A 26,767-nucleotide genomic window follows, 5' to 3' on the forward strand; every position below is an offset into this window, starting at 1 on the left:
AATTGATATGAAGTTACTAAGATTACAAAAGGTTAGATGAAATGTTGCAAGCGAAAAACTGCACATTTGTGAGCCTCTTGGTGATTATTCTGTCCGCATCTTAATAAGTGGTGTAATAATTGCTGTATAGCTTGCTAAGAATAAGATGACTTGGCCTCTTGGCTGTGCGAAGTTTAAAACGGCGTATGATGTAAGCCGAAAAGAGGCAACTTTGGAGAGTACATGTTTAACAATAAATCGATCCTGATAACTGGCGGTACGGGCTCCTTTGGCCAGAAATATACTAAGACGATTTTAGAGAGATACAGTCCAAAGCGATTGATCATCTTATCGCGAGATGAACTCAAGCAGTATGAGATGCAGCAAATTTATAATGCGCCTTGTATGCGATATTTTTTGGGGGATGTCCGTGATGGTGACCGTATGATGCAAGCCTTTAAGGATGTGGATTACGTGATTCATGCCGCGGCCATCAAGCAAGTGCCTGCCGCAGAATATAACCCCATGGAGTGTATCAAAACCAACATTCATGGTGCTGAGAATGTGATTAAGGCTGCAATCGCTAACAAGGTAAAGAAAGTGATCGCCTTATCAACCGATAAGGCTGCAAATCCCATTAACCTCTATGGTGCAACCAAATTAGCGTCAGACAAACTGTTTGTGGCCGGGAACAACATTGTTGGCGATGGCGAGACGCGCTTTTCTGCGGTGAGATATGGCAATGTAGTCGGCTCACGGGGATCTGTGGTTCCTTTTTTTCAGAAGTTAATTAAGGAAGGGGCTCAGTCTTTACCCATCACTCACCCAGATATGACACGTTTCTGGATCACCTTACAAGATGGAGTCGATTTTGTTCTGAAGAACTTTTCACGTATGCAGGGGGGGGAGATATTTGTCCCCAAAATTCCATCGGTTCGAATAACGGATCTCGCTCAGGCATATGGCCCAGGGTTGAGCCACGATATTGTTGGCATCAGGCCCGGCGAAAAAATGCATGAAATCATGTGCCCTGCAGATGATTCCCACCACACCATTGAGTTTGATGATCATTTTGTGATCACGCCGAGTATCTCCTTTTTCGGTCGGGAGCATGATTATTCGTTAAACCAATTGGGTGAGAAAGGGAGTTTGGTTGAGCAAGGTTTTGAATATCATTCGGGTAATAATCCACATTTTCTTACCGTAGATGAGATTAAGCTATTAGACGGAGATAAGGCCTAATGATTCCTTATGGTCGCCAAGATATTTCGTCTTCGGATCTCGAAACCTTGAAGCAGGTGCTGCTCAGCGACTTTTTAACTCAGGGTCCCCAGGTTCCATTATTTGAAAGTAATATCTGTAAGGCGACTGATGCGTCCTTTGCGGTAGCAGGAAACAGCGCAACCTCTATGTTGCATCTTGCATGTTTGGCTTTAGGCGTCAAAGAGGGAGATCTTGTCTGGACAAGCCCCATTACCTTCGTCGCTTCGGCAAACAGTGCTCGTTACTGCGGAGCAGATGTTGACTTTATCGATGTGGATGCCCATACCGCCAATTTGAGTATTGATGCATTAGCGATGAAGCTGGTTGCTGCAGAAAAGGCTGGTCAATTGCCTAAGGTGATAATCCCCGTACATATGGCTGGCCATAGCTGCGATATGCAGGCCCTATCTGAGCTGGTAAGGCCATATGGCATTAAGATCATAGAAGATGCAGCTCACGCTATTGGAGGTCGTTACCAAGGACGTCCTATAGGTTGCTGTGAATATAGTGATATATGTGTTTTCAGTTTTCATCCTGTGAAAATTATCACTACTGGCGAAGGCGGAGTGGCGACTACAAATGACCCTGCATTGGCAAAAACTATGGCTAGTCTTCGCAGTCATGGAATCTCTAAGTTACCTCAAGAGTTGACTAGGCCTGAAGAGGGAGACTGGTACTATGAACAGGATACACTGGGTTTTAATTATCGTATGACAGATTTACAAGCAGGATTAGGCAATAGCCAGATCCAGCGATTGCAGGAATTTGTCAAACGACGTAATGAGCTAGTGCAGCGATATCATCTCTTCCTGTCTGCATTAGATATTGAGTTTATTCGGCCGAGTGAGCAGTGTTTGAGTGCTTATCATCTCTTCATCATTCGCTTGCCAAAAGAGCTTGATCGAAAGGTAGTATTTAATGCCATGAGAGCCGCCGGGATTGGCGTGCATGTGCATTATATCCCTGTATATCTACAGCCTTATTATACGGGCTTAGGTTTCAACCAAGGCCACTGTCCCGAGGCCGAATCTTATTATGCTAGCTGTTTAACTTTACCTTTGTATCCGACATTAACCGACTCAGAGCAGGACTATGTTATTGAAACTTTGGCCGCTGTGCTCGATAAGGTTAAAAGGGATCGATAACTTGTGCCGACCAACTTTGAGAAACCTGATGCATTTTTTCTCTGGTTGGTGCATATAAAGGCAACATGAAAACCGGATACCTTGTTGAGGCGATTGCCGAACTGCATCGAATAGATGAACCAACATAGGTATGTCCAGCCAGCTCATAGTCATAAAGAATGATGCTATTAGCTTGTATCAAATCGATAAGCTCGGGATAGCTCTGGGTTAATTGGTAAAAATCACCTCCTATGCCCCATATGCCAATAGTGTCATTTAACATCAATGCTTGCTGTATCTGCTTAAACAACGAATCCTGAAAGGCATGATAATCGTTAAAACGCTTGACCACAGCGACATCGGCCCCCGAGGTCACGGGAAGGACTGTGGTAGAACTTTCTTGCGTCGTCTTACTTAGCAGTATTAATAGCCGTGGAATATCACCAGTTGTCAGTTGCTGTAAAGCGTCAATCTTTAGGCCTGCCAAGCGGGCTATTTGGGCTAATGAATCTTTGCTGTAATAGTGAATATGTTGCCCATGAACTAGATTGGTAAAGGCCAGATGTTCAATGAATGCATCTGGGCTGCAATCAGGCACTTCGATAAAAATATGCCCGTCATCGCTTAACATTGATCTTATCTGCGTCAGAAAGTGAATGGGATCAATTAGGTGTTCCAACACATGAGTGCTAATCGCCAAAGAGATTGGCTGGGTGACAAATTCAGCTTGCAGTGCCTCAAGTTTATTAAGATCTGCACTCAGGTATTCGATGGTTTCTGATTGAATATGATTGTGAAAATCTACACTGGCTAGGGTGAGTTGCCTTTCTTTATGGGTATTTTCAATATGCTTTAATGTGGTTCCTGCACCCGCACCAAAATCTACGATATGCGCGCCATCTTGAATATAAGGAGCAATAAATTCGAGCATCTCTTCATAGGGAGATTTTTGACCATTTGGCGTTTCGCACCACATGTCGGGTTCAGCTTGGTTAGAAAAATAGAGGGAATCGAAGATACTCTGAGTGTAGGGGATTGCAACCTGAACATGATGGCACTTGGTACATTGGCCAATAGGGAAACGTAACTCTTCCCTGTTTAGCTCATCATGGCGTTTATCCCAAATGCCGGAAATTAAGGTCGCTACTAGCTCCCACGAATGCGCTTTGCACAGTTTACAGTCAGTCAGGTGTTCTTGATTGATTGGCATCTAGGCATTCCCGTCGATAAAAGGGTCAATTACATTAGGCCAGTCTCGGCTGATGACGTGCATTTTTACTCTAGTTTCAGCGAGTTGAGGCGTCATAAATACAGGATGGTTAAATTGGGGAATTTCGTCGCTGCCTAGAATGTGCTGGCGTTGTAATGCTTTACCTTTGAGAGAGTAATCAAATAATACAACCTCTCCTTTCGCTATGAGTTCCGTAAGCTCTGGGTGTTCGTTTAGCATATTATAAAAGTCAGCTCCGATCCCCCAAAGACCTACCTTACTTTGTTCATTGAGCGCTGCGTTAACCTTTCCTACCAATCGATTTCTGAGATCACGGCAGCATGATTGATAGTGAAGGATGACATCGGCGGCATTAAATAAAGAAGGAACCTGTTCCTCCAATGACCCGTTATGAGGTTCAAGTAGCATTTGTAACCTGGGGATATAGCCGGTCGTCATTTGAGCTTGCTTTACTATGGTTAATCCGGCCTGCTTAGCGGCAAAAGCCAGAGAATCTCGCGTGTAGTAATGAATGTGTTGAAGATTAACTAAATTACTCATGCCAATAGACTTTTCATCGTGACGGAGGGTGAAGTCTGGCACTTCTATGAAAATCTTTCCGCAAGGGCTGAGCCTGGCTTTCAGTTCTGCTAAAAAGCTGACAGGGTCAATAACATGTTCGAGTACATGTGATGCCATGGCAAGATCAATGCCGTCAGGCCAAAGGTGATTGGAAAGCTGGCTAAGATCATTGAGATCGAAGGCCATATAGGTGATATCTTGCTGAGAGAATCTGTCGTTAAAATCGATACCGATTAGTTTGCTCTGCTTAGCTATATCTTTTGCTGCCGCTAACAGTTTTCCCTCACCACATCCAAAGTCCACTATGGTTGTTGGGTATTGGCCATTGAAGGCAAAGTCAATCATCTCCTCGTAGGGACGTTCACTGCCTACCAATGATTCGTGCCACATTACGGCTTCTTGGGATGAATGAAAGTAGAGTTTCTCAAATAATTCCTTGGTGTAAATCAGGCTCACTTGCACGTGTCCACAGGATTGACATTTCCCCAGGGGATAATTGGAGTTTTGTCGTGAAAGCTGTTTGCTGTCCTTATCCCATATGCCAAAGGGAATTGCAGAAAATATTAGCCAATTCTGTTGTTTACAAAGTTGGCAATGCGCCTGTTTCATAACCCAGTTCCTAGTTAGTGATTCCGCCATCAATGGTGAGTGTCTGCCCGGTAATAAAGGCGGCCCCATCGGATAGCAAAAAGCTGATCGCTGGAGTGATATCGTCGACCTTACCTAATCTATGCATTGGAGTGCGGCGTATGATCTGGTCTCGTTTCTTATCTGAGAGCGTTGATGACATCTCAGTATCCAGGTAGCCAGGTGCAATGGAGTTGACAGTAATGTTTCGGCGTCCGTTCTCTCTTGCCAGTGCTCTAGTTAGGCCGTCTAAACCTGCCTTTGAGGCCGAGTAGGCGGCGAGCCCCGTGTAGCCTCGACTGCCAATTATCGAGCTAATATTGATAATTCTACCGGCACTGTTTTGACGTAAGAATACACGTAGCACTTCCCGGGCTGTATAGAGCGCCCCGTTTAGGTTTACTTGTATCAGCGCGTCAGACTCAATGTTGGGAAACGTCGCTAGTACTCCTTCTTTGGCGATCCCCGCATTGTTGATCAGCCCCCAAAGAGGCGATTCATTAGCCCAGATGCAGGCCTCTTTAACAAATTGCGATGTTTGCTCTGCGTTTCCAATTTCACAGGGAAACCATTTAAAGTTTGGATTACTCTGTTCCAGTGACTCTATGGCTGACGTTGGTTTTCGGCTGCAAGTTGAGACTTTATAGCCTTGCGCTAACAGGTGAGCCACTATGGCCAAACCTAGGCCTCTGCTGCCACCGGTCACAATGATATGTTTCATTAATTTGTTCTCACTTTTTTACCACTGGCTGACAGAGTGATCTGCTCGCTAAAGCGAATGATGCGTGGCGTTGCAGCAGGATCGCGTCCAAGTGACCAGGTTTTAAGTGCTTCTCTGGCCTTGGTTTCATCTGTTGCACAACATTCTAGGCAGATTAGTGCCCCCGTGATTGGGTTTGACTTTGCAAATACTCGGGCATCGAAAATTTCCTCAATAGCAAGGATCTCTTGCTCGAGTGTTTCAAGGTTAACTTTAACACCGCCGACATTGACTAGATTGTCTTCTCTACCGACAAATATCACTCTGTCTTGGGTTAATCTAATGCGATCGCCGGTATCTATTTCGACTAAGCCATTGTCGAGGTGCAGTGTGTTGTTAGCCGAAATTTGCCAGCCATTAAATGTTTGCTGTAACCAGCTAAGTGGGAATCCTTCTATGCCGTCTTTTATTGAAAAGATCACGCCAGCCTCTGTCGTAGCATAGATATGCCTTAGCTGGGCCTCAGGGAAACTTTGTCTAATGCTATCTAAAGTACGCTGATCGGCAATTTCTCCCCCAAGACTGATGATGGTTAGTGGCGGCCTTGTTAGATGCCAACAAAGCAACATGGCCCGCATCATGGAGGGGGTCGCACTTATTGCATTAATATCCTGACTAATCGCCAGTTGAGCCTTGGCTTGTAGATTGGTATCAACTGATGCGACTAAAAGATCTTGGCTTACAATTGCTTGTAAGATGACCTGAAGTCCGGCAAAGCTCATTGGATGATAACAAAGTAGCCAGCGAGTGTTCTCTTTTGTTTGGCTTTTTAGATTCTTGGGTAGAAGCTTTTCGAGTCGATGAAAAACTAATTTGGGCTTTCCCGTTGTCCCAGAGGTTAGTAAGCCAACGGCAAAATGTTCTGGCAGTTCATCGAGATTGATCTCCTGTTGAGTGCGATTAAAGATGACAGGAATGTTAGCGGTCTGGCCGTCGATGATAGCTTGTATCATCTCTTTGACTAACGGCTTACCGTTAGTCGTCGAACCGGCCGTAATTTCGATGAATTTCCGTCCTTGTAGGTAGGACTGAGGCTGAAATGAGTCGCTACTGAATTGACTTCCTTGCTCAACTAGGGTGAAACCTCGGGGGATTGTGAACATTAAGCGGCCGTATTTTCGTATAGAGTGATCAGTTCGGCGATGCTATGGAACTGCTTGAAACCGTCCCTAAATGGATCGAGCCCAGTGTTAAGCTCCAGGCTGACAATTAGGGTTGCCAGATCCAATGAGTCCATAGGAAGGTCGGACAGAAACTCAGCTTGTTGATCGAAGTCAGGACAGATTTCTCCCTTATTCTCAATGATCAGTCTGGTTTCTTTCATTATGATATCTGCAATTTTACTCATGCATTATTCCAATCGTTAAAGGCTGCTGAAATTTTTTCCAAGCTAAAATGTTGTTTCTGACTGAGCCAATCTTGCCTCAATTGTTCAAAGATATGGACGTCTAAAAACTCACCATTTTTGTAGATATGTTGTTTAAGGTGACCGACAAGCCTGGTCTTGTGTAACGTTTGTAGCTTGACCACTTTTTCATTGGCGTCGAGTACATAGTTAACTATTTTGTTTAGCTTAAGTTGGTGAAACACGTAGTTGCAGATATAAGTGTGCATGGTGACGCCATATTTAAGTCGAGCCTGACGCTCATAAATATAGGAACCTGTGCTGCAACGTTGGTGAAATCTGTCTATATCTGAGAAACATAAGAAGCCAATAGAGACACCATCATCTTGTATCATGTAGGCTCGGTAATCATCTCGCTTCGCTAAAGATTCTATCCAAGCCCGCTGCTTGTCTACCGACGGATTTTCGAGATCGGTAAACATGTGTTTAGTGATTTCCGGAGTCGTACGCCACTTAAGCAACAGCTCGGCATCGTTTACATCTACACGCTTAAAGTTTAATGCCATATCTTCTTCTTAATTTGCTAAATATCCACCTTCAACGGGCAAGGTCACTGCATTGATCCATTTAGCGGCGTCACTCAGGAGAAAGGCAACCGCATTAGCGACATCTTCGGGTTGGCCTAAGCCCATTGGATGCTGATCTAACATATGTTGAAACTGTGCTTCTGTCATGCTCTCTTGAGTACGAGTCGCCATTTCTGTTGCGACCAATGCTGGTGCGACACAGTTTACCCTGATGTTATCCCTAAGCAATTCCATGGCGAGACCTCTGGTTAGAGACATCAGTCCTGCCTTGCTTGCACCATAAAGCGTGTTTCCTGTTTGGCCTATTAATCCGGCGATGGAGGAGACAAATACTATCGCACCTTGTTTTGAACGATCACGTTTTAGTCTGAAGCCTTTGCTAATAGCCATGGCGCTAGCCAGGTTGACATGCATGGTTTCGTCAAAGAAGGCTTGGTCGAAAAGTCGGATCGGTTTGGTGATTTGTATACCTGCACAGTGTACAAAACCGTCTAAATAACCATGTTCTTTCACCAGCATTTTCACCCAGTCGGTAAGCTTATCTGTGTCGGCCATGTCGAAAGGTGCACAAACGTGGCCATTACCGCTTAATTCGGTGAGCGTTTGTTCGAGTGCTTTTGAGTTACGGCCATTGAGAATAACCTTAGCACCGAGTTGGGAAAACAATATGGCACAAGCCTTTCCTATGCCTGCGGAGGCGCCAGTGACAAGCACTCGCTTGCCACTGAAATCCATTGGATTGACATTCATCACGGTAGTGTAATCGCCTTAGGCGGCTAGATGTTCTTCTACTAAACTGACAAGATCGCCGACAGTGTTGATCTCTTCTAACTTGTCACCTTGAATCACTATATCGAAGTGCTCATCGGCCATGGCGATGACGCTTAGAAATGCCAAAGAATCCCATTGCTCTATGTCCATCAAGACCTCATCCCCCTTAAGCGTATTCTCGTCCAGTTCAAGGATCTCTTCTAGGGCATTTAAAAATTCTTGTTTGTTCATAATATGTTACCTCGAGTTATTTATGTTCTTTATATTAAAACTATTGTTATTTACTTTATCGGCAGCGCACAGGAATGATTTATCTTAATGTGCAATGCGCTGCGCGACATGTTTGTTGATTTGGGCGAGCTCCGGATTGTCTGTCAGCAGTTTGCAAATTGTTTTATGATCTGCTGTGAGCCAATTTTCGCCTAATAATTGGATGGTTTGTTCGACCAGACGTAGGTCGTCTATTTCGTCTACGCAAAGCCTAAACTCACCCCAAGAGGCCTTTCCTGTTTCAATTGGTATTATTTGGGCGTCTGGTTGGGTATAGAGAAATAGTGTTACATGTTCTCGTTGTGCCTGAGTGTGAGCATGTTGAAATGCCAGAGTAAGGCTATGCATACTAAATACTTCTACATCAAATCCCCTAGGAAAAAAGGCCAGGCTAATGTGCGTATATTGGGCGGGATCCCCCGTTTGATGCTTACGAATGGCTTGATCGATTAATTCTGGGCAGATCAACGGACAATCACCTGTAAGGCGTATGATAATGTCTTCTTGCTCTGCACCCACTGAAAGTGCCGCCTCGTAGAACCTTTGTAAAACGTCCTGCTCATCTCCTCTAAAACACTGCAGTTGCTTGGTATGGCAATAATCGGCGATAGCCTGGTCATTATCTTCGATCGTAGTCGCGATAATATGGGTATCAATGAGATGTGATTGAGCAACTCTCTCGATGTGATATTCGAGCATAGGCTTATTGGCAATGGGAGTCAGTACTTTACCTGGTAATCGGCTTGATCCCATTCGCGCTTGTGTGATGCAGATTACGCGCATTTAATCCTCTCGTTTAACCAAGGGCTTGGAGAGATAGCTCTCTCTCATTGGTTCACCAAAGGCAATATCTTGGGATGCCTTTTGCCCCAGTATTTGAGGCAGATAGCGAGTGTGCAATCCATGTGCAGGTCTTACCGAACGTACATTGTCGCGAGTGAAAGACTCTCCCTTCTTGATAGCTTGGCTAACGTAGAGTGAACGACGAAAATCGCGACCACCCGCCTCACTCGGTTTAATCTCATAACCGGCATGGCCTAGGGCGAGATGGGCTTTGTCCACCTCTTGTTTCAATGTTGCAAATGCATCGGGTTCCAGAGAAAAGGCGGCATCAACAGAGCCATCGTTTCTATCGAGAGTGAAGTGTTTTTCAATAATACTAGCCCCTAGCGCAATCGCCGTTATGGCTGCCGTGGTTTCTAAAGTGTGATCGCTTAGACCGATAGGAAAATCGAAACGTTGACATAAGTCTGTGAGCGTGCGCAGATTGCAATCTTCAATAGGCGTTGGATAACCACTAATACAATGCAGCAGGGCCAGTTGGTTACCGCCCGCATCGGCAACTGCCTCAACGGCTTCTTCAATTTCGGCGAGTGTCGCCAAACCTGTCGAGATGATGAGTGGCTTACCGGTTTTCGCAGCGGCTGTGATGAGGCCGATATCATTGATCTCAAACGAAGCAATTTTATAGGCCGGGCAGTTTAGAGACTCAAGCAGTTCAATTGCCGATAGATCGAACGGAGATGAAAACAGCACTATGTTATTTTGTTTTGCTCGTTCAAATAGTGCCTCATGCCATTCCCATGGCGTATGTGCTTCTTGATAAAGGTCATATAAGGTTCTGCCCGCCCATAAGCCTCCCTGTAGCAGGAATTCTGGGCTATCGTGGTCAAGTGTAATGGTATCTGCGCTATAGGTCTGTATCTTGATGGCATCAACCCCTGTGGCTGCTGCTGCATCTATCATGCTAAGCGCTTTAGACAGACTACCTTTGTGATTCCCCGACAGTTCGGCTATCACATAAGGTTTATGTTGTGGACCTATCTGCCGGCCATTTATAGAAATGTTAGGCGTAAACATCTTAATCCCTCAATGGTAAATGGGGCTGGACATCGTGACGCCAGGCGTCATGAAAATGCAGAATTCTCTCCTCGCATTTGCCCAGTATCCCAGCAGAGTCAATGCTCTGCATATTAGCCTGACATGATTCTGCTACCAATCTGTCTTCTTCTAAGATGGTATGATTGAATTCAGTAAAGTTTGCCTTGATCGCCGCCTTAACCGCATCGCTGGTAGCGCCTCCATCTACTCTTCTCATCATACGTAATTGAAAATTCAGCTGAGACTGAGTGCTTCCTTTGGGCTCATAAGTTTGCAGTGACATGAGCGAACCGTTGGTCAGTCCAATAGCTAAATTGGGATAGATGAAAAAATGATTGTATTCACTGTAGGAAGTGCTTTGCTCGAGTTTGAGATGCTTCCTGGCGCCTGCCCACCATTTCTTTGGTGCGTCTTGCAATGGAGTGTTGCCTGTCGTATGTCCATTAAAATGAGCAACCTCAACTTCAGGTTTGGCAAATTTGGCAAAGGTTTCGGGGTGAGTCCCGGCTACATGATAGACTTCGAGAACCGTCTCGCAGGCTAGCTTCCAATTTGTTTCCCAATGATAATTGCCTTGTTGCACTGGGTCGACGAAATCATTGGATATTTCTTCTAATACATTGAAATAAGGGCCTAAAAATTCATCTAATCTTGGACCTTCTTTGGCAACGCGAACAAACAACATGTTACCGCAACTAGCCAGATTAAACTGTTTTAGGGCGAGTTTTTTCTTGGCTAAATCATCCAAGCCAAAGTCAGTACGATTTTGTGGTACCCCACTAAGGGCGCCATCGCTCTTGTAACTCCAACAATGGTATGGGCAAAGCAGTGGTCTGTTACCACGTTGTGCTGTTTGAAGTTTTGCCTTGCGATGGCTGCATACGTTGAGTAGTGCACTGAGCTCGCCATTAAAGTTTTGCACCACAACAGGGGTGTTACCTACCTGTAATGTAATGAAATCATGATTTTGAGAGATCTGGTCTTTAAAACCGACAAATACCCAACTCTTTTCGAATACCTGGGTCTGTTCAACCTCAAGTGTTTTCGCGTCATAGTAGTGTTCTGGATGTAAGGATTGTTTTGCAATCATTGGTGTTTCGACTTCTCTTCTAGGCCAATAACTAATCTATCTATTACTCTTTGGCAGCCTTGGCCGTCAATCAGTTGACGAGCCTTATCACTCATTAGTTGTCGACAGCATTTATTATGCCAAAGTGCGTAGGCCTGAGTTGCTATTTCATTGATGAGCGCTAGGTTACTTTCACTCTCCGGCTCAGATTGTTCATAGTGCCGGCAATCTATTGCCTGATACCAGGTATTATTCAAGGGCGAGGTTAAGGCTGGTAGCTGGTTGTCGACGGTTACCAAGGCAAGAGTTGGTACGCCTTGGCTGGCTAGTTCTCCAAGGGTTCCTCCTGCCGCCGATATGGCTAATCCTGATAGCGTCATCACTTCAGCAACAGATTGTGGGTCGCAAATAAGTGAAAAATTTACCTGTTCTCGTGTCAGAGCTTCTAGGGCAATTTGATCTTGATGAGGTTTTCCCAAGAGTAATTGTACCTGACATTGGTTTAAAGTCTTTAGTAGGGCTTTAGATAGCGGTAGGGCTAATGATTTGGTATCAGTACCACCCAACGAGATTAAAAGGTTAGGGCGCGCCATTAACGGTGTAAAATGGCAAGTCGTAAACTCTCGTCTTAAATAGGTAAAATGTGGCCCAAGGCAGTAGTTAGCATGCGGTGCCCTGCTTTGATAATCCGTTTGGGTACAGTTAGGTGCAGGGTTGATAATTAAATCGGCTAGTATTGGGTCATCATCAAGGGCATCATCCAGTTTAACGAGGTAGCTTCCAGTACTTACAAGTTGATGCCATTCGTTGCCAGTTAACTCGTAGTCATCGACTATTATTGTGTCGAATTTATGCTGTTTTAATTCGCTACCGGTCAAGCTAGATGATATTTGGAGCAGATTAAAATTAGCCCGTTTAAGTTTACTCAGTAGCGCATCGCTGCAGGTCTTATAGACAAACCAAATATCAAATTGATTTGCGGCAGCTTCAGCTAGGGCGTAGAGGCGCATAATGTGTCCGGCGCCAATTCGGTGGGAATTGTTACCGTAAAAAGCGGCTTTAGGCTTAGCCGGCAAGGAATCCACCATCTACAGCGAGCGTGATGCCAGTAGTATTGCGACTTAGATCGCTTAATAAAAAGTAAACACTGTTTGCGACATCTTCTGGTGTGCTTAGTCCAAGTGGATGGGCTTCGATTAATCGTTGGCTTAGCTCCACGCCGAGCGTAGCAAATTGTTGTTCAGCCTTGGCACCAGATACCAGAGCCGGGGCGACGCAATTTACTCTAATCTGTTTAGCGGCTAGCTCTAAGGCCGCCGACTGTACCATAGACGAGAGTGCAGCCTTAGATGCGGCGTAGAGCGTTCTTGCTTTTAGCCCTCTCTGTCCAGCCGCAGAGCCGATGAAGATAAAACTTGCCCCTGGATTAAAGTGTCTGGCTTTGGAAAAGGCAGAGGTAAGCATAACAGCAGCAGAGAAGTTTATATCTAGGTATTGATGGATCTGCTTGGGAGTAATACCTCTTAGTGGGCTGTACCCTTGAAAGCTCGCGCTATGTACTAGCCCATCTATCGCACCATATTGCGTGACGATAGATTTTGCCCAAGTCGTAATATTTTGCAGTTCACTAAGGTCAAAAGGGCACACTATGTGTTCTTTCCCCTTCAGCATACTCAATGTCTCCTGCAGTGCGTGTTCTCGACGTCCCACAAGAATTAATTTTGCCCCACAATTATCAAGCTTTTGACAAATTGTGAGGCCAATATCTGAGTCCGCAGCAGCGCCTGTGACTATATAAAGTTTGTTGGTGAGATCCATTATGATTGCACTAAAGTTAATGGTTCAAAATCGTCAGATATTTCAATTAATTCTGGGGCTACGATGGGACCAATATCTGTGATAATGGCGCCCCAAGACCATCCGACTCCGAATCCGCCAAGCATCACTTTTTTCGTCTCATTGGTGAAGAAATTGGTGAGCTTATGACAGATCGCAAGTGGCACCGAGGCGCTGGAAGTGTTTCCAAAGTCGGCCATATCAATCAAGTATTTTTCTTCGGCCACTTTAGCTTTCTTACGAAGATGCTCAAGAATAAACTGGTTTGCCTGATGCATTACAACCATGTCTAAATCATCGGCTTCAATATTGGCTAGGGCCAAGGTTTCCTTGATGAGTTTAGGAACGACTCTTAAGGTAAATGAAAATACCGCAGCTCCATTGAGGTAGAGTCTGGAATCTTTGTAGAGCCTTTCTTCTTCCTCTGTTGATCTCGGTTCTCGTTCTGGCATGGTAGGTACGCGGCGTCCACCCGCCTTTACCGCTATGTGCTGGCCGCCGGTACCATCAGTACCGTAGACGGCATAAGAATCTGGCCAATTTTCATCATATTCTAAAGCGGTAGCGACGCCTGCATCGCCGAACAGTGGCAGGGTTCCACGGTCATCAGGAAGTAGGTGACGACTAGAGGTATCTCCGCACAGAACCAAGGCTCTCTTACCGCTTGAGCTATTGAGCAGTTGACTGGCTATCCATGTGGCGTACACAAAACCAGAGCAGCCAAGACTGACATCTAAACATGCAGCAGTTTGCGGAAGCCCGAGCCTGTGTTGCATTAAACAAGCTGTTGCCGGCAGCGCATAATCTGCATCTTGAGATACATAAATTAATACATCTATTGATTCGGGGGCCCAATCAAGCCTTTCTAGTAGTCTTTGCGCCGCAGCAATACACATGTCAGATGCACAGAGGTGTTTGGGGAGTATTCGTCGGCTATGAATACCAGTACTGGCATAAATCTTATCGGCTTCTTCTTGGGTGAATATGTCGGGTGTTTCTACATATGAATGTCTATGGGGGGGAACAGCGGCTTGCATTCCTGCAATTTTAACTGACTTAATCACAGCTTCCATAAATAACCCTGTTGAATTAAACGAATAATGTTGGTTTTAACTATAACATTGAATAATATAGCTTGAAAGTGCCGTGCTTGCGCCAAAAGTGCACTAACCTTTTGCTATATAGTGAAAAATCAGGGATAAGAAATGACCATTACTTCCGTGAACAAGGTGTCGATCACAGGCATTGTCTCCGTCTTACCTGAAATTAGTTGTGAAAATGTTGATGAATCTTCGAGTAGTGCAAGAGAAGAGATGGCTCGTATTGTTGCCTCGACTGGGATTCGCGCAAGACGTGTTGCTTCAGCTGACCAAACCGCGTTATCGCTTGGTAAAGTAGCGTGTGAATCATTGATAGATGCAATGGATTGGAAGCCGGAAGAGATTTCGCTCGTCGTCTTTGTTACCCAAACCCCGGATTACCCTTTGCCAGGGAATGCAGTCCAGTTGCAACATCAGCTTGGCTTGAGCAAAGATACTATCGCCTATGATGTAAACTTGGGATGTTCAGGGTTTGTTTATGGTTTATGGCAAGTTGCCCAGTTAGTAGCAGGACTGTCAAAGGGTAAAGCGCTATTGGTTGTGGGGGATACAACGACACATCAATATCGTCAGGATAATCGAGCGGTATCCTCATTATTTGGTGATGCGGTTAGCGCTATCGCAATTGAAAAGTGCATGGAAAGCGATGAGATGGTGTTCTCGCTAGGAACCGATGGTGCCGGAGCGCCTTATCTTATTCAACCTAAAGGGGGAGCGCTCTCTCCCGGTGAATCCCCTGAACTCTTTATGGATGGCATGCAGGTATTTGTGTTCACCCTAAGGGAAGTTCCCTCTTCAATCACAGCCTGTTTAGCCGCTAAGGGCTGGCAAAACGCTGATGTCGATTATTGTGTAATGCATCAAGCAAACGAAATGATGCTAAAGCGATTAGGAGACAAGTTAGGTTTAACACATGAACAGCTAGTTATATCTATGGGGGAAGTCGGTAATACCAGCTCTGCATCCATACCTTTGGCATTAGGGTTAAGTTTAAGTGAACCGCTGCTAAAGGGAAGCGTAAACTTGGTACTGTCTGGATTTGGCGTTGGTTGGTCTTGGGGGACGGTTGCTTTAACACTAACCAAGCTTAAAGTTTGCCAGGTTATAGATCTAAGTCTGGCTCAATAGCGCGCTTAATTCGTGTTCTAAGTAGTCCGCAAGCCCTAACCAGTCATGGCGCTCCTGAGCTGCTAGCATATTAGGAATCAATTGAAAAATCACTTGTGCCCTTGGGTGTGAGCTGAGAAGGGGTTCTAATAGATCTAGTCCTTCGCGCAACCGCTGAGAGCCTTCTGCTTCCTGGCCTAATCGAAACGCGTGAGCGGCTTCAACAAAGTCACTTGTAATTACTGCATATGTCTCTTTTATATTCAAACTAACTCCTTGTACTGTGCGCCAATTATTCTGGCCCCTTCTAAACTCGATTGGTAGAATTTCACTTTGGGATGAATGCGAATATAGTGTTCCAGACTGCGAAGATAAGCTCTAAAGTTGAGATCTGTGGCGACACGTTTGCCATGGCCATTGAGAACCCAATGTTTTTTCTGCAATTGAGTCGAAGGTCCTAACATGCCGTCTTCCCAATGGGCGTGGGTTTTATTATTGGGGTAACAAAAATCACAGCCAAATAATGTGATTTCTTTGATTCCCAATGTTACCGCCAGATCAATCGCGGGGTGGATGACGCTGCCGTTGGTAAATAGCCTGATTTTTTGGTGGTGCTTAGCTAATTGATCGTAAATAGGGCTGGTTGAGTAGGCATTGAATTTGGGGCCTAGCCAATTAGATATCACCTCTTTTGATAGTGTAGGAAAGTAAACTAGGGTTATATCTTCCGGTATGTTTTCAGGGAAGTGTTCCAAGGTTATTTTACTGTCAATAGAAACTACTATGTCTGGAATGATTTTATTTTCAGTTAACGCCTTTAATGATGTATCAACGGCAATCATCAAGGGGCGTTGCCCAATCGGCAGAGCGCGTTGCCTGAGCAGATAGGAGTAATGTGTTTCTAGCGTCGGGCCTGCTCCAATCAGATGAGCATGAGATTGATGGTGAGTCATTTTCAGCGTTGCAGCATCTGGATCCTGTTCAATTGCCGATAGGTTTTCAAGTAAACGTTGCTGAATTTCTGGATTGTCTATCGTGTGGTGTTTGTTGGCATATGCACGATTATTTTCTAAGACCAATAGGTCTCTTAACTTTGCATTTTCATCATCAACCAGGAGTAGGTCGGGCGTAATGGCAATATAATGAGTTGCCAGCTTGTTCTGCTCGAGTTGGTGCACCAAAACGACTCTTTTATCGTTCAGCCATTCACTCTGATCTGTGTAAGAAAGCAATAAAGCAAACAGCGCGATATTTAGTGGGCAGATAAGTATTTGCTGTAATTGAGGATTATCTATCAGCAAGCTAGGTACATCGCCCATACCGATACCGTACACTGCGACATGCTTGCAGCCGCTGGGAAGCTGTTCGATAAATAGACGTGCTTCGGCCATTCTATCGTGGCGGCTACTTAGTTGAATGCCATTAACGCTAATGGTTTGAGTTTGGCCGGTAACAAGAGCGGCATCTAAATGATCGAAAGATGCGTGTTGAAGTGCAGAGGCAATGATAGGCCAACGCTGGCTGATGATGTTGAGATTGGCATTAAAAAGCTCAGTCATTGACACTGTCCCTCGAAGTCATGCTTCATCTATTAGGCTAGTTCACTAACTGGTCTCCCCACAGGAGAGCTTTAGCGACTTTAACGAAAATTGATGATTTTTAATCATTCTTTATTATTCAACATCTTATGATGTATTTTGGCATTTTTGACATTAACCGAAATTACTGTAAATTGGTTAAAATTACTCCCTATGGCGGCACAGGGGCGGCACCAGATTTACAGGTAAGTCATTATGAACACTGAAATACCTTTCACAAAACGTAGTTTTGAACAGCTAAAATTACCCCAAAAACGATATAGAATCCATGATATTGCCCATAGAGACTCAATTAAAGGCTTATTTTTAGACGTTTTGCCGTCTGGAAAAACCATTTTTCGCTTTCGCCGCAAGCGCTTAGGTCGAGACGTCACAATTACTATAGGGCACTTCCCAACAATTACAATAGAAAACGCCCGTAAACTCGCCGCAAAACACGCATCTGAATTGGCCGAAGGTCAGAACCCCAATGAGGTAAAACGCCAGCAGAAACTTGATGCAGAGCTTGAACGCGCGCTTTCAATGTCGGTACAGCAATTGTTTGACGTTTTTGAAGTGGAATTTGAGTTAAAGATTAAATCGGGCGAGCGGCGTCAAAAGTCCTTACAAGATATTCGCGCTACATGGCGAACCCATCTGCAAACACGAATCGGCCATTTGCCTATCGATAAGATCACTGAGCAAGAAGCCAGTAATCTGTTAAAACTGATTCTAACTAAACGCTCGGTGTCAGTACGCAATAAGTGTTTAACCTTGCTTAAGTCGATGTTTGCCGAGCAGCAGATCAACCCCTTTGGCAAAATCAAAAAACTGGCCGATACCAAACGCGAACGCATTCTGAGTCAGTTGGAAGTTAAGAGCTTGCTTGAGGCGCTCAATGATGAAGAAGCCATTTACCGTGATGTGGTCATGACGCTACTGCTTACTGGTCAACGTAAAAGCTGTGTATTCAGTATGGAGTGGAAGGAAATCGATCATCAGCGTGGTATCTGGCTTATCCCAACCACTAAGATGAAAGTGAAAAAGCCTCATGCAGTACCATTAACCAAGGAGGTGATGGAAATTCTTGAGCGGCGAAGTAGTGAGGCCAAACGGGGTGAGAAATATGTCTTCCCGGCAAGTAAAAGTCTGTCAGGTCACATCACTGAAAAGTCAGGTAAGGGCAGCTTTTGGTGGCGTATTACTCAAAGAGCAGGGCTGAGAAGTGAAAAGAAGGGCGAAAGTGTCACCATTCATGACCTGCGCCGAACCATTGCCAGTTGGAGCGTGATGCGCGGCGGCAACATTCAAACTACCAGTAAGCTACTCGGTCACAGTGATATTAGTATTACCGCCAGCACCTATGCGCACTTAGATATTGAGCAGGTGAGGCGAGAGCTTGGGATCACCACGGCGGCCTTATTGGGTTTGGGAGGAGAGACAGGTCAAAAGCTGGAAAGCAGGGTAGAGCGGCTTATCAGGGAGATAGGGGAACTCTCGCCGGATGAGCGGCGAGAGTTGATGGGGAAATTGTTTATAAATAATGGATAAACTAGTTTAGATAGGAAATACAACACCACAGATGAATAAAGCTCCTTTGAGTAATTAAGGTTTACAATTTAAATCTGTTTCGAATTGCTAGTCCTATCAAGAATAATAGTGTCATTGATAGAGTTGAATAAATTATCATGGATACACCATAATAATATGGTAAAGAGTCTTTGAATAGTTGTTCAATAGCATGTGTTCTTAAGTCTTTTGCTACGTTCAAAAATGGTAAGCTATTTGACATTACTAACTCAATAGAACATCCAAAAGTTGTAATAACGTCAAGGCTTCTATCTTTAACTGAACTGTAGGCGCTTACTGTAAAGAGTGACGCTAAAGAAAGAGAGGCTAGAATGAATAATATTACAGGCCTAGCAATGCTTCTGCCGTAGTCGCTCATCAAACTGTAAGCAAGATCAGGTAATGATTTTAAAACTCTGTTTTTCTTCCATCTCCTTGATGAAAGTTCAATTGCATGAAACTCGATAGCTCTGTCATGGTCTTTATTTTGCTCAGCCAATTCTTTGAAACGTCTTATTTTGGGAATTAGTGCCTTATCAGAGATTTCATGTGTAGTTATTAGCCCAAATAAGTGTTTTTTTTCAGTTTTTGGTATGGAATATTCAAATTCATCTAAAGAAAAATGATTATTTAACTTTGTATGGCATAAGTTCGGCAGGAAGTTAAATTTATTCTCACTGAAGTCGACTCCTCCAGAGAAGTTTGAAAATCTCAGATCTATATCTCTAATAAAAAACGAATTTTTTAATTTTGATAAATTGAAACTGCCGCCAAAAAAACCTGATTGTGATGAAATGTAGGAATTGTTTAAGTCGGAATTTGTAAGATTTATATTGCCATTTTCGACTCTGATTCTATCAAGGTTTATTTTTGAATTGGAAATGTTGGCACTAACAAGTACTAGGTTGCCACATGACATTTTTGCTCTTTCAAAGCTCAAGTTTCTGCGACTTAAGTTAGTGCCTTTAAAAATCACGCTGGACTCATCTAATGTAGATTCTTTAAAGGAAAGTGAAGTGTTTTTGTCGATTGATTCAAGTTTCGAGTTGGAGAAGTCGATCAAAATATTTCTGAATTGAACTCTCTTGAAGTTTATTTCTCCAGCACTCTTTATACAGTTATCGAATTTTAGTTCACCATTTGAAAATTCAGAGTTCTCAAATGTTAAATGCCCTCTTCCAAAATCAGAGTGATTGAAAATTACTTTATTGGAATTGAATTTACAATTAACAAACTTAATGTTGGCTTGGTAAATATAAGTTTTTTGAAAGTTAATTGTTTCAGCTTTGAACTCAGCATTTGAAAAGTCCAATTCACGACCAAAAAATTTAGTGTTAATGAATTTAATTTCATTGCATTTAAAGGAAGCACCTTTAAATTTAACATTAGCGCTCCCAAATTCAGCATTTGTGAAGTCAACTTTTTTACAGTGAAATTTAAAGTTTTCAAATGAAATGTCTCTTAGTACAAGTTGTCTAAAATCATAGCTAGAAAAATCAATAGTCAAATTCGGATTTCTTTTTATAAAACTATTCCACTTTTTTGATCCTTTCAGCCAAAGTTGAACAGCAGAATCCCCTGATAATAAAGATATGCCTGTCATATGCTTCCTATAATATAGTAGGTTTCTATTATTTTGGTTTTTGTAGGCGTTATTTCTCTAGCTTGTTTATCGATTTTTCAATAGCATTAACCATTTCCAAATATTTTCTAATATACTTGTCTTCGATGCATTGATGCTTACTATCATATACTAAAAAAGAGATAATGTAGGATCTGTAACCAGCTAATTTATGTATCAACTGAGATCTGTAATATTGCTTTTCAAAAGCAACGGTTGCTGGAGGATACGGTATATTTGATTTATCAATACTTTCTTTTAGAATCGTTTTGAAAATGCTCTCAGGGCTAAGGTTTTTCTTGGTTATGGCATGTATTACTTTTGATATAAAATGGGTCTTCTTATTCGAGAGCCTAATGGATCCAGTAGAAAAGTGGCCTTCACAACCTTCTATTACGTAGCCATTGAGAGAGATTGTATGGTGTGAGCGAATAGTCTTTTTAGGGTTTAAATTGAACTTATGCTGACCAATTGAAAGAATGTCTGAAATATCATCAATAAATTTATCTGAATGAATGAAACTGAGTATTTCTAATTTTTGCTCTCTATTATCTTCAGCATTTATTAATAGTGATGGGAATTCTACACGCTTAAATTTTTTAAATTTATTTGAGATTTTCATTGAGAAAATCATGTCATCAGCGTAACGACTGTAAGTAATGTTATTGTGGTAGCAGTAGTCTTCAATCAATAGATCAAACTTTCTAAATACTATGTTTGAAATAACAGGAGATAATTTGAATCCTATGGGGAGAACAGTGACACCTCTAAGTTCTATATTTGGAGAGTCATCTGGAATAGTGTATGTAACTAAATTTATGAAAGTAGTTAGTAAAGACTGTTTGTTTCCATTATTTATAAGGTAGTCTTTTTTGAAATAATTTTCAAAGGCTTCTGTTAAAAGATCTATTCCTATGGAGTGAAAAAAGTTTTTTATATCAAGCCTGATAAAATGAAAATTTTCCCTGTGAGGCTCAATAAAATCGAGGTAGGAGCGCCCTTTAATGAAAGCCTTTGCACAACGATTTATTTCGATGTTATTTAGAAATAGCTGGTTAAGTTTATTGTGTATAGCTAAAATATTTTCACCTTCATCTCCATTCACTTTTAAAGAATAAGCAAATTTATTTCCGATTTTTTTTTCGGAAACCAACTCCTTTGCTATTGGTTTGACAGGACTATCATTAAGTCCAAGTGTTTGGGTGAAAAATTTTTTGTCTAATTTCATACTTTAAATTTGATTGAGTTCGATACCGAGCAACCCTCACGAGCATTGACTAGGTGACACCTAGTCAATGATCGTGCCGTAGGATAGGGATACGATCAGATAGGATGCCAATTAGTCATTAGTTAGGCTAAGAAGCGTCTAGCGCTTGATAGGTTACCCTATCCCTATAATTTCTATCGACTTTAATCAAGCTGATTATTCCATGTAACTCTTGAAAAGTAAAGTTAAAGTTTTCTTCAAAACTTACAGATAACTCTTTCTCTTCGTGTTCTTCTATTTTATTAATGCAAAAATCGGTAAAGGCTGTGACCCAGCCATGTGTTTTTCCAATTTTATAAGGGAAAAATCTTAGAACGTCTTCTTTAATTATTTTTATTGCTTGTTTTATATTGGGATTCAACATAGTGCTCTTTTTATTTAATAATGTATCAGATTTCCCTTCAAATACTAGCCTAAATACGTTAGCCAATTGATTATCTGTAAGCTTTAGTTTACTTATTTTTCGTTCTAGAGTTCTTATATAGCGACGCTTTATTTTAATAGAAAACGATTTTGTTTTTTTGTCGACAGTTTTCACTCCATTAACGCAGTGTAACTTTCCAAATGTTTTTTCAACATTTTTTGATGAATTGTATTCAGCAATCAGCAGGTTTATGTTTTCGCCAGAAAAATTATGATTTATCTCAAGGCTATCAATTGTGTTCTTAATCCATTCTACAAAATAAACAATACTCGCTTTGTTAATTAGTAGTCCTTCGGTTGTCGTTGATACTACTAATTTGTTTAGTTTGTGATGAATGGTTTTGTTTATAATATTGGCGAAGCTTAATGCGTTAAACTTATCGAATTCTATGGTGTTCTGATTTATTGATGATTTTGGAAGTTTATAATTAAGTAAAAAGTCTGCGTTGGCCTTTACTCTATAGTCTTGTGATTGATATGTTGAGTATTTAAGCTGCTTTGATAAATTGTGAAGGTTGATTTCGTTTTTCTTGAACGTGATAGTGTTCTTAGCGGTATCAATGGTAATAGCCTTATCCATGTCATAAAGAATGCTATATTTTATTGATTTTTTTCCAATGCTATTTGCTACCCCATTTATTGTCACTTCATTTGCCTTGCAAATATCAATGTTGTATAAGTGTGGAAACTTGGATATAAGTCTAATGTTTCCAAACAATTCTAGTTCTGTTTCGCCCTCTACAAATAATATATACTCGCTAAATAGTAGCCTCGCCTCATTATCTGAAAATATATTATAGAATCTTCTATCTTGATTTTGAGTACATATCTTCGAAATTTTTGTATTATCCCTGTCATCTTTTGACAAGTGCAATATTTGATGTTCTCCCGGTTTGTTAAATAGTTTTATAATTTGCTTTGTTATATTTGGTGAGTGTGTGGATAAAAATATTCTTGGCATCGGGGTTGCGTATTTACCCTTCTCGAACACGGGTTTTGTTTTTTTGTATTTTTCAAATAACTCAGATATTTTTAGTACAAATAATTCATTTTTTTGCAGTGAATTCCAAGCTCCGGCTCGTCCACATAGACTAAAGGTTCAATAAACTCCCTTCGACTAAGAGTTATTAATAGAGAAATAAACAGCTCAAGATATTGATACGAGTTCGTTCCATCCGATTGAGAATCAAGTGATTGCCCGTTAATGTTAAATGCATCACCGTTTAGGCCAACCTTTATATAATTTAGTATCTCCTCTTCATACTTGTAATCAGTTGTCGCAATACTGCTTTTCATGTTTAACACAAAGTCTAAGTAAGAGTTACTTTTAGGTGATACCTTATCGTTTATATATTCTACATGTTTATCTTTGTCAATTTCAGACAAATTTAAAAATTTTAGCTTGCTAATATTTTTCCATATATTAGTCCAATCATGCAGGTCTAATCTCCTCATATCTAAAATGAAAAACGGATGAATTCTATGAAGTATTTCATGAATACTCTTTTTGCTATCTGACCATTTAACTGAACCATCTTTGTGAATGAATATTGTTAGAGTGTAGCTATATGTTTTCTTATCATTCCGATTATCGTTGAAGAGTTCGTTGAAAATATGGTTGTGATATGTGCCATTTTTTTTTGAAATATTGGACGAAACTACACTTCGCAACCTTCTTAAATCATAAGTGATAGAAATGCTGCCTACCTTTGAGTAGCCAGAGTTCAATTCTGGAGGAATTACTCTTTTATTTGATAGTTTATCGTAGAAAAAAGTTAATGCTTTGGCTAAATTTGTTTTCCCTGCATTATTCATTCCTACTATACAGTTTATTTCTGATATGTCGTTTATTGAAATGCTTCTGAAGGAAAGTACATTCTCAATACTAATTGATTTAACTGCCATGTCAAATTTAGTTGTATGGTTGAATAGTCATTAATTGTATCAGTAGTGGTACAGGTTATAAATAGTTTACGGTTAGAAATTGTATCTTTAGTGCATTCGATAGCTCTACTACAATAGTCTAATAGGATTCGTAGTTTTTTATTGTTTTCAATGGTACAAGTTCCGTTGAGAATGAGAGATGTTGCTAGGTATAAAGTTGATTTATGTACACTTATTGACAGCACTCCAAGGAAAAGCGGTCTGTGCTGTCAGCCTGAGAAAGCGTCCATTGGTGGATTCGGGTGATGATTTCCACCCCAAAGCTGACAATGCCTCTGATGCGCGTTAGCGCTTCATCTCCGTAGCGGTTGGTTTTGATTGCGGGAATGTCCGGGGCAAATTCGGAACTGATTCCCGGACTCTCGGCTTCTATTCCCGCAAGGGTTGCCGAATTTTCGGGAATGGTTCCGGGCTGTGTTTCCGGAGCTAATTCTGGGCTATTCCGGGAATGTTCAGGATTTCCGGGGCTGGTTTCCGAAAATAACTCCGGATTTTGCTTGGCTTCACGTACCTGTTCATATAAGGGGCGGATCACTTGCTCCTGCCGTTTGCAGAATACGCCCCCCATTTGCTCGGTGTAGCCTTGCCAGTCGCCTTGGTCTGCGCATTGGCGAATAGATTCAATCCAATCCAGTTCTGCGGCCTTAATGGCTTCCATGCGTCTTAGTTCCCGCCATACGGTGACACAGGCCCCGCCCAATTGCTGAAACTGGCGAATGCCCCACAGCGACGCCCAAGCGCGAACCCGGATTGCTGAGTCTTTGGCATCCTTGCCATATAGGTCTTGGTCTACGCCTTCACCATCGATGTTCTTGGAAATGTACTTGGCGATATAGCCCGTTGCAGAGCCTTTGCTTGGGTCGATTTCTTCCACCTTAAGGCGGTGTTTGGCTGCGCCCGGTTCATTGCCGTCTTCTTCAAAGGCGTAGCGGTGAAACACTTTTAGTAGGGCTTGGGCCTGCTCGGGTTCAACAAACAGTAACAGGTGCCAATGGGGGGGGCCGTCGTGATGAGGCTCGGCAACTCGAAAGCCAAAAATGCCAATGCCCTGATTGCCAAGGGCGGCGCGAATTCGCTCAAAGGTGCGGCGAAGGTATTGCTGACCATCGAGAGGGGTTGCGCCATTCCAGTTTGGATTCCTCATTCCGGCCTTGGACAGACTGCGGTGATACTTTGAGGGGCAGGTGAGTGTGATGAACAGCGCCTGATGGCCCATGGTCTTGCTGCACTCTTCGAAGCCTCGGGTTCTGACCATAAGTTCTTGTCTGCGAATGCTCGGATTGGACACATTTAGGCTTGAGAGTTCGGCAAGGCTGGCGCTGTAACCATGCTCATTGGTGGCTATGGTGCCTTCCAAAAAGCTTTGGTTTTCCTGCCAGCGGTGACGGATTTTGCCAAGGCCCAGGTTGCTGATGTAAATCCCCTTGGCCCGATTTACCTGGTTGTAGCGCCGTGACAGGGTTTCACCTTCCCTGATGTGTTTGGTTTTAAGCTTTCTGCGCCACCACTGCTCATCCTTGGCGCGATTGATAGCGCCCTTTACTTTAATGGCGTCATCCCCAGCAATATGGCCCAAAGCGATAGCTTTCAAAACCCGCTTTGCAAGCGGCGGCGGTGTTATACCTTGGCTTTGGATGTAGCCAGTAATCAGAGCATAGAGCGCGACCAGATTCAGGCAAGGATTGTTGGCAAGAAGCCTTAATACATGGCGGGAGTGAATCTTGGCTGCCTGTGTGCAATCTCTGTCTTGAATGTTGATGTGATAGAAACGCTTGGACTTTCCCATAACAGCGGCAATGGCTTTACGCTCGGCCAGCACATGCAGGTTAGCTTCCCGGCGAGAGTCTTTGGCGGCATAGTCGGCCATGATCTCTTGCCGGAATACCTCGGGCACACCATAAAGCTGTTTGTTCAGCCATTCGTTATCGTGTGGATGGACTTCAGGCATAGTCGGCCCCCGTTAACGAGTCGCTTCTAGGTAAATCTGTTTCTGAAATCAGGGCGGCAAGCTGTTGCCCCTTGAGGCTTAAACTGACCCGGCACCATCTCATTCCGGCAAAGAAGCTATCCTGCTCCTTTGTCAGCCCTTCCCGTTTGAGCGCAAACAGGCTGCGCTTATTGAAGTGGCCGGGATAATCCGGCATTTCTGCTACCTTACCCAAATCTGGGCAAAGTTCGGTGCAGACGTCCACCGAACGGCCCTGTGCCAGCCACGCAAGCAAAGTTGCCTGTTCGGTGCTGAGTTGGCTATCTGCTTTGGTTAGGTTCGGTATTGCCGTTACCAAATTCGGTACAGGCTTTCGGTTGCCGTTATGGTGCTTGTTCCGCTTCACTTTGCTCATGGCTGCACCTCCTCAAGCTGGGGTGCCAAGCTATGGCAAGTGGAGTAGGGCCAATTTGGGATGGATGTGTTGGCCCCTGTTAGGTAACGGGCACCGAATTTGGTGATTGAACCGTATCCGTTAACGGTGGCTGTACCCGTTGGGATTTTGCACTCCGTACCCGTTAACGGGTACAAGGGGCGAATAGTCGTTAACGGGTACATGGCCCCGTTATGTAACCTAACGGGACGACTGCAGCGGTTGGGTAAACGACCCTTGATTGATTTTGAGTTTCGCTTAAAGAGTGTGTTCATAGACCCTTCCGTTAACGAAGGTGTCTATGTCGATTTGGCGGTACATTACGCGCCGCCCAACTTTGACGAACTTAAGTGGATAGCGCCCGGTACAGCGCCAAACGGACAGGGTGCCTTCAGTCACGCCAAGCGTCTTGGCTACTTCGGCTGGGGTTAACAGTGGATTTGTCATGGTTGCTCCTGATCAATTTGAATGAGTCAGGAGCAAGATTAGGGAAGG

At 43.1% G+C, this 26,767-nt stretch carries 27 protein-coding genes; 4 read left to right on the forward strand and 23 right to left on the reverse strand.

From position 1 onward, the window contains the following. Nucleotides 1-222 precede the first annotated feature (222 nt). Together pseB and pseC are read left to right on the forward strand one after the other, a co-directional pair. Nucleotides 223-1,221 (forward strand): UDP-N-acetylglucosamine 4,6-dehydratase (inverting), encoded by a 999-nt coding sequence (pseB, locus tag K0I31_RS06605; RefSeq protein ID WP_011865119.1) that lies wholly within the window; start codon nt 223-225, stop codon nt 1,219-1,221. Then, a complete protein-coding gene (gene pseC, locus K0I31_RS06610; RefSeq protein WP_220080300.1) occupies nt 1,221-2,387 on the forward strand; it encodes a UDP-4-amino-4,6-dideoxy-N-acetyl-beta-L-altrosamine transaminase in 1,167 nt (388 codons plus the stop codon). The genes pseB and pseC overlap by 1 nt, the downstream gene beginning before the upstream one ends. Here the strand turns inward: pseC and K0I31_RS06615 are convergent. From K0I31_RS06615 to K0I31_RS06680, 14 genes are all read right to left on the reverse strand, one after another. Beyond that, nucleotides 2,371-3,576 carry a class I SAM-dependent methyltransferase gene (locus K0I31_RS06615; RefSeq protein WP_220080301.1) on the reverse strand — a complete coding sequence of 402 codons (1,206 nt, stop codon included), beginning with the start codon at nt 3,574-3,576 and terminating at the stop codon, nt 2,371-2,373. The genes pseC and K0I31_RS06615 overlap by 17 nt on opposite strands. After that, nucleotides 3,577-4,767: a class I SAM-dependent methyltransferase gene (locus K0I31_RS06620; RefSeq protein ID WP_220080302.1), complete on the reverse strand. Its 1,191-nt coding sequence runs from the start codon at nt 4,765-4,767 to the stop codon at nt 3,577-3,579. It abuts the gene before it with no gap. A 10-nt stretch (nt 4,768-4,777) separates the two neighbouring features. Continuing rightward, entirely contained in the window at nt 4,778-5,506 is a 729-nt protein-coding gene (locus tag K0I31_RS06625; RefSeq protein ID WP_220080303.1) for an SDR family NAD(P)-dependent oxidoreductase, read from the reverse strand. After that, on the reverse strand, nt 5,506-6,648 hold the full coding sequence (locus K0I31_RS06630) for an AMP-binding protein (protein WP_220080304.1): 1,143 nt from the start codon (nt 6,646-6,648) through the stop codon (nt 5,506-5,508). Before K0I31_RS06630 ends, K0I31_RS06625 begins: the two co-directional genes overlap by 1 nt. Beyond that, nucleotides 6,648-6,893, reverse strand: a complete 246-nt coding sequence (locus K0I31_RS06635; RefSeq protein ID WP_011865125.1) for a hypothetical protein — start codon at nt 6,891-6,893, stop codon at nt 6,648-6,650. The genes K0I31_RS06630 and K0I31_RS06635 overlap by 1 nt, the downstream gene beginning before the upstream one ends. After that, nucleotides 6,890-7,456: a UDP-4-amino-4,6-dideoxy-N-acetyl-beta-L-altrosamine N-acetyltransferase gene (gene pseH / locus K0I31_RS06640; RefSeq protein WP_011865126.1), complete on the reverse strand. Its 567-nt coding sequence runs from the start codon at nt 7,454-7,456 to the stop codon at nt 6,890-6,892. The genes K0I31_RS06635 and pseH overlap by 4 nt, the downstream gene beginning before the upstream one ends. A gap of 9 nt (nt 7,457-7,465) precedes the next feature. Further along, nucleotides 7,466-8,227, reverse strand: a complete 762-nt coding sequence (locus K0I31_RS06645; RefSeq protein ID WP_220080788.1) for an SDR family NAD(P)-dependent oxidoreductase — start codon at nt 8,225-8,227, stop codon at nt 7,466-7,468. An 18-nt stretch (nt 8,228-8,245) separates the two neighbouring features. After that, on the reverse strand, nt 8,246-8,479 hold the full coding sequence (locus K0I31_RS06650; RefSeq protein WP_220080305.1) for an acyl carrier protein: 234 nt from the start codon (nt 8,477-8,479) through the stop codon (nt 8,246-8,248). An 84-nt stretch (nt 8,480-8,563) separates the two neighbouring features. Then, nucleotides 8,564-9,301 (reverse strand): cytidylyltransferase domain-containing protein, encoded by a 738-nt coding sequence (locus K0I31_RS06655; RefSeq protein WP_220080306.1) that lies wholly within the window; start codon nt 9,299-9,301, stop codon nt 8,564-8,566. Then, on the reverse strand, nt 9,302-10,378 hold the full coding sequence (pseI, locus tag K0I31_RS06660) for a pseudaminic acid synthase (RefSeq protein WP_220080307.1): 1,077 nt from the start codon (nt 10,376-10,378) through the stop codon (nt 9,302-9,304). A gap of 1 nt (nt 10,379) precedes the next feature. Next, nucleotides 10,380-11,489, reverse strand: a complete 1,110-nt coding sequence (locus K0I31_RS06665) for an aromatic ring-hydroxylating oxygenase subunit alpha (protein ID WP_220080308.1) — start codon at nt 11,487-11,489, stop codon at nt 10,380-10,382. After that, a complete protein-coding gene (gene pseG / locus K0I31_RS06670; RefSeq protein WP_011865132.1) occupies nt 11,486-12,556 on the reverse strand; it encodes a UDP-2,4-diacetamido-2,4,6-trideoxy-beta-L-altropyranose hydrolase in 1,071 nt (356 codons plus the stop codon). The genes K0I31_RS06665 and pseG overlap by 4 nt, the downstream gene beginning before the upstream one ends. Beyond that, complete coding sequence (locus K0I31_RS06675; RefSeq protein WP_220080309.1) at nt 12,534-13,286, reverse strand: SDR family NAD(P)-dependent oxidoreductase; 753 nt, start codon at nt 13,284-13,286, stop codon at nt 12,534-12,536. The genes pseG and K0I31_RS06675 overlap by 23 nt, the downstream gene beginning before the upstream one ends. Next, on the reverse strand, nt 13,286-14,377 hold the full coding sequence (locus K0I31_RS06680; protein ID WP_011865134.1) for a 3-oxoacyl-ACP synthase III family protein: 1,092 nt from the start codon (nt 14,375-14,377) through the stop codon (nt 13,286-13,288). Before K0I31_RS06680 ends, K0I31_RS06675 begins: the two co-directional genes overlap by 1 nt. 132 nt (nt 14,378-14,509) lie before the next feature. On the opposite strand from K0I31_RS06680, the gene K0I31_RS06685 reads away from it, so the two are divergent. Further along, the gene (locus tag K0I31_RS06685) at nt 14,510-15,532 is read left to right on the forward strand and encodes a ketoacyl-ACP synthase III (RefSeq protein WP_220080310.1); all 1,023 of its coding nucleotides are present in this window, start codon (nt 14,510-14,512) and stop codon (nt 15,530-15,532) included. Here K0I31_RS06685 and K0I31_RS06690 read toward each other — a convergent pair. Together K0I31_RS06690 and K0I31_RS06695 are read right to left on the reverse strand one after the other, a co-directional pair. After that, on the reverse strand, nt 15,515-15,778 hold the full coding sequence (locus K0I31_RS06690; RefSeq protein ID WP_258406585.1) for a hypothetical protein: 264 nt from the start codon (nt 15,776-15,778) through the stop codon (nt 15,515-15,517). The genes K0I31_RS06685 and K0I31_RS06690 overlap by 18 nt on opposite strands. Next, complete coding sequence (locus K0I31_RS06695) at nt 15,775-17,070, reverse strand: motility associated factor glycosyltransferase family protein (protein WP_220080311.1); 1,296 nt, start codon at nt 17,068-17,070, stop codon at nt 15,775-15,777. The genes K0I31_RS06690 and K0I31_RS06695 overlap by 4 nt, the downstream gene beginning before the upstream one ends. A 234-nt stretch (nt 17,071-17,304) precedes the next feature. On the opposite strand from K0I31_RS06695, the gene K0I31_RS06700 reads away from it, so the two are divergent. Then, a complete protein-coding gene (locus tag K0I31_RS06700; RefSeq protein WP_220080312.1) occupies nt 17,305-18,639 on the forward strand; it encodes a tyrosine-type recombinase/integrase in 1,335 nt (444 codons plus the stop codon). Nucleotides 18,640-18,700: 61 nt separating this feature from the next. Here the strand turns inward: K0I31_RS06700 and K0I31_RS06705 are convergent, their stop codons facing one another. The 7 genes from K0I31_RS06705 to K0I31_RS06735 form a co-directional block, all read right to left on the reverse strand. Continuing rightward, entirely contained in the window at nt 18,701-20,260 is a 1,560-nt protein-coding gene (locus K0I31_RS06705; protein ID WP_220080313.1) for a hypothetical protein, read from the reverse strand. A gap of 49 nt (nt 20,261-20,309) precedes the next feature. Beyond that, nucleotides 20,310-21,506 carry a reverse transcriptase family protein gene (locus K0I31_RS06710; protein WP_220080314.1) on the reverse strand — a complete coding sequence of 399 codons (1,197 nt, stop codon included), beginning with the start codon at nt 21,504-21,506 and terminating at the stop codon, nt 20,310-20,312. Between the two features lie 127 nt (nt 21,507-21,633). After that, nucleotides 21,634-23,028 carry a retron Eco8 family effector endonuclease gene (locus K0I31_RS06715; RefSeq protein WP_350354879.1) on the reverse strand — a complete coding sequence of 465 codons (1,395 nt, stop codon included), beginning with the start codon at nt 23,026-23,028 and terminating at the stop codon, nt 21,634-21,636. After that, complete coding sequence (locus K0I31_RS06720) at nt 23,001-23,873, reverse strand: retron Eco8 family effector endonuclease (protein WP_220080316.1); 873 nt, start codon at nt 23,871-23,873, stop codon at nt 23,001-23,003. The genes K0I31_RS06715 and K0I31_RS06720 overlap by 28 nt, the downstream gene beginning before the upstream one ends. A gap of 211 nt (nt 23,874-24,084) precedes the next feature. Then, nucleotides 24,085-25,860 carry a replication endonuclease gene (locus K0I31_RS06725; protein ID WP_220080317.1) on the reverse strand — a complete coding sequence of 592 codons (1,776 nt, stop codon included), beginning with the start codon at nt 25,858-25,860 and terminating at the stop codon, nt 24,085-24,087. Continuing rightward, complete coding sequence (locus tag K0I31_RS06730) at nt 25,853-26,254, reverse strand: hypothetical protein (RefSeq protein WP_220080318.1); 402 nt, start codon at nt 26,252-26,254, stop codon at nt 25,853-25,855. Before K0I31_RS06730 ends, K0I31_RS06725 begins: the two co-directional genes overlap by 8 nt. Before the next feature lie 276 nt (nt 26,255-26,530). Then, nucleotides 26,531-26,719: a helix-turn-helix domain-containing protein gene (locus K0I31_RS06735; protein WP_039034371.1), complete on the reverse strand. Its 189-nt coding sequence runs from the start codon at nt 26,717-26,719 to the stop codon at nt 26,531-26,533. Between the last annotated feature and the right edge of the window lie 48 nt (nt 26,720-26,767).

Source organism: Shewanella spartinae (assembly GCF_019457555.1).
Taxonomy (GTDB): Bacteria; Pseudomonadota; Gammaproteobacteria; order Enterobacterales; family Shewanellaceae; genus Shewanella; species Shewanella loihica.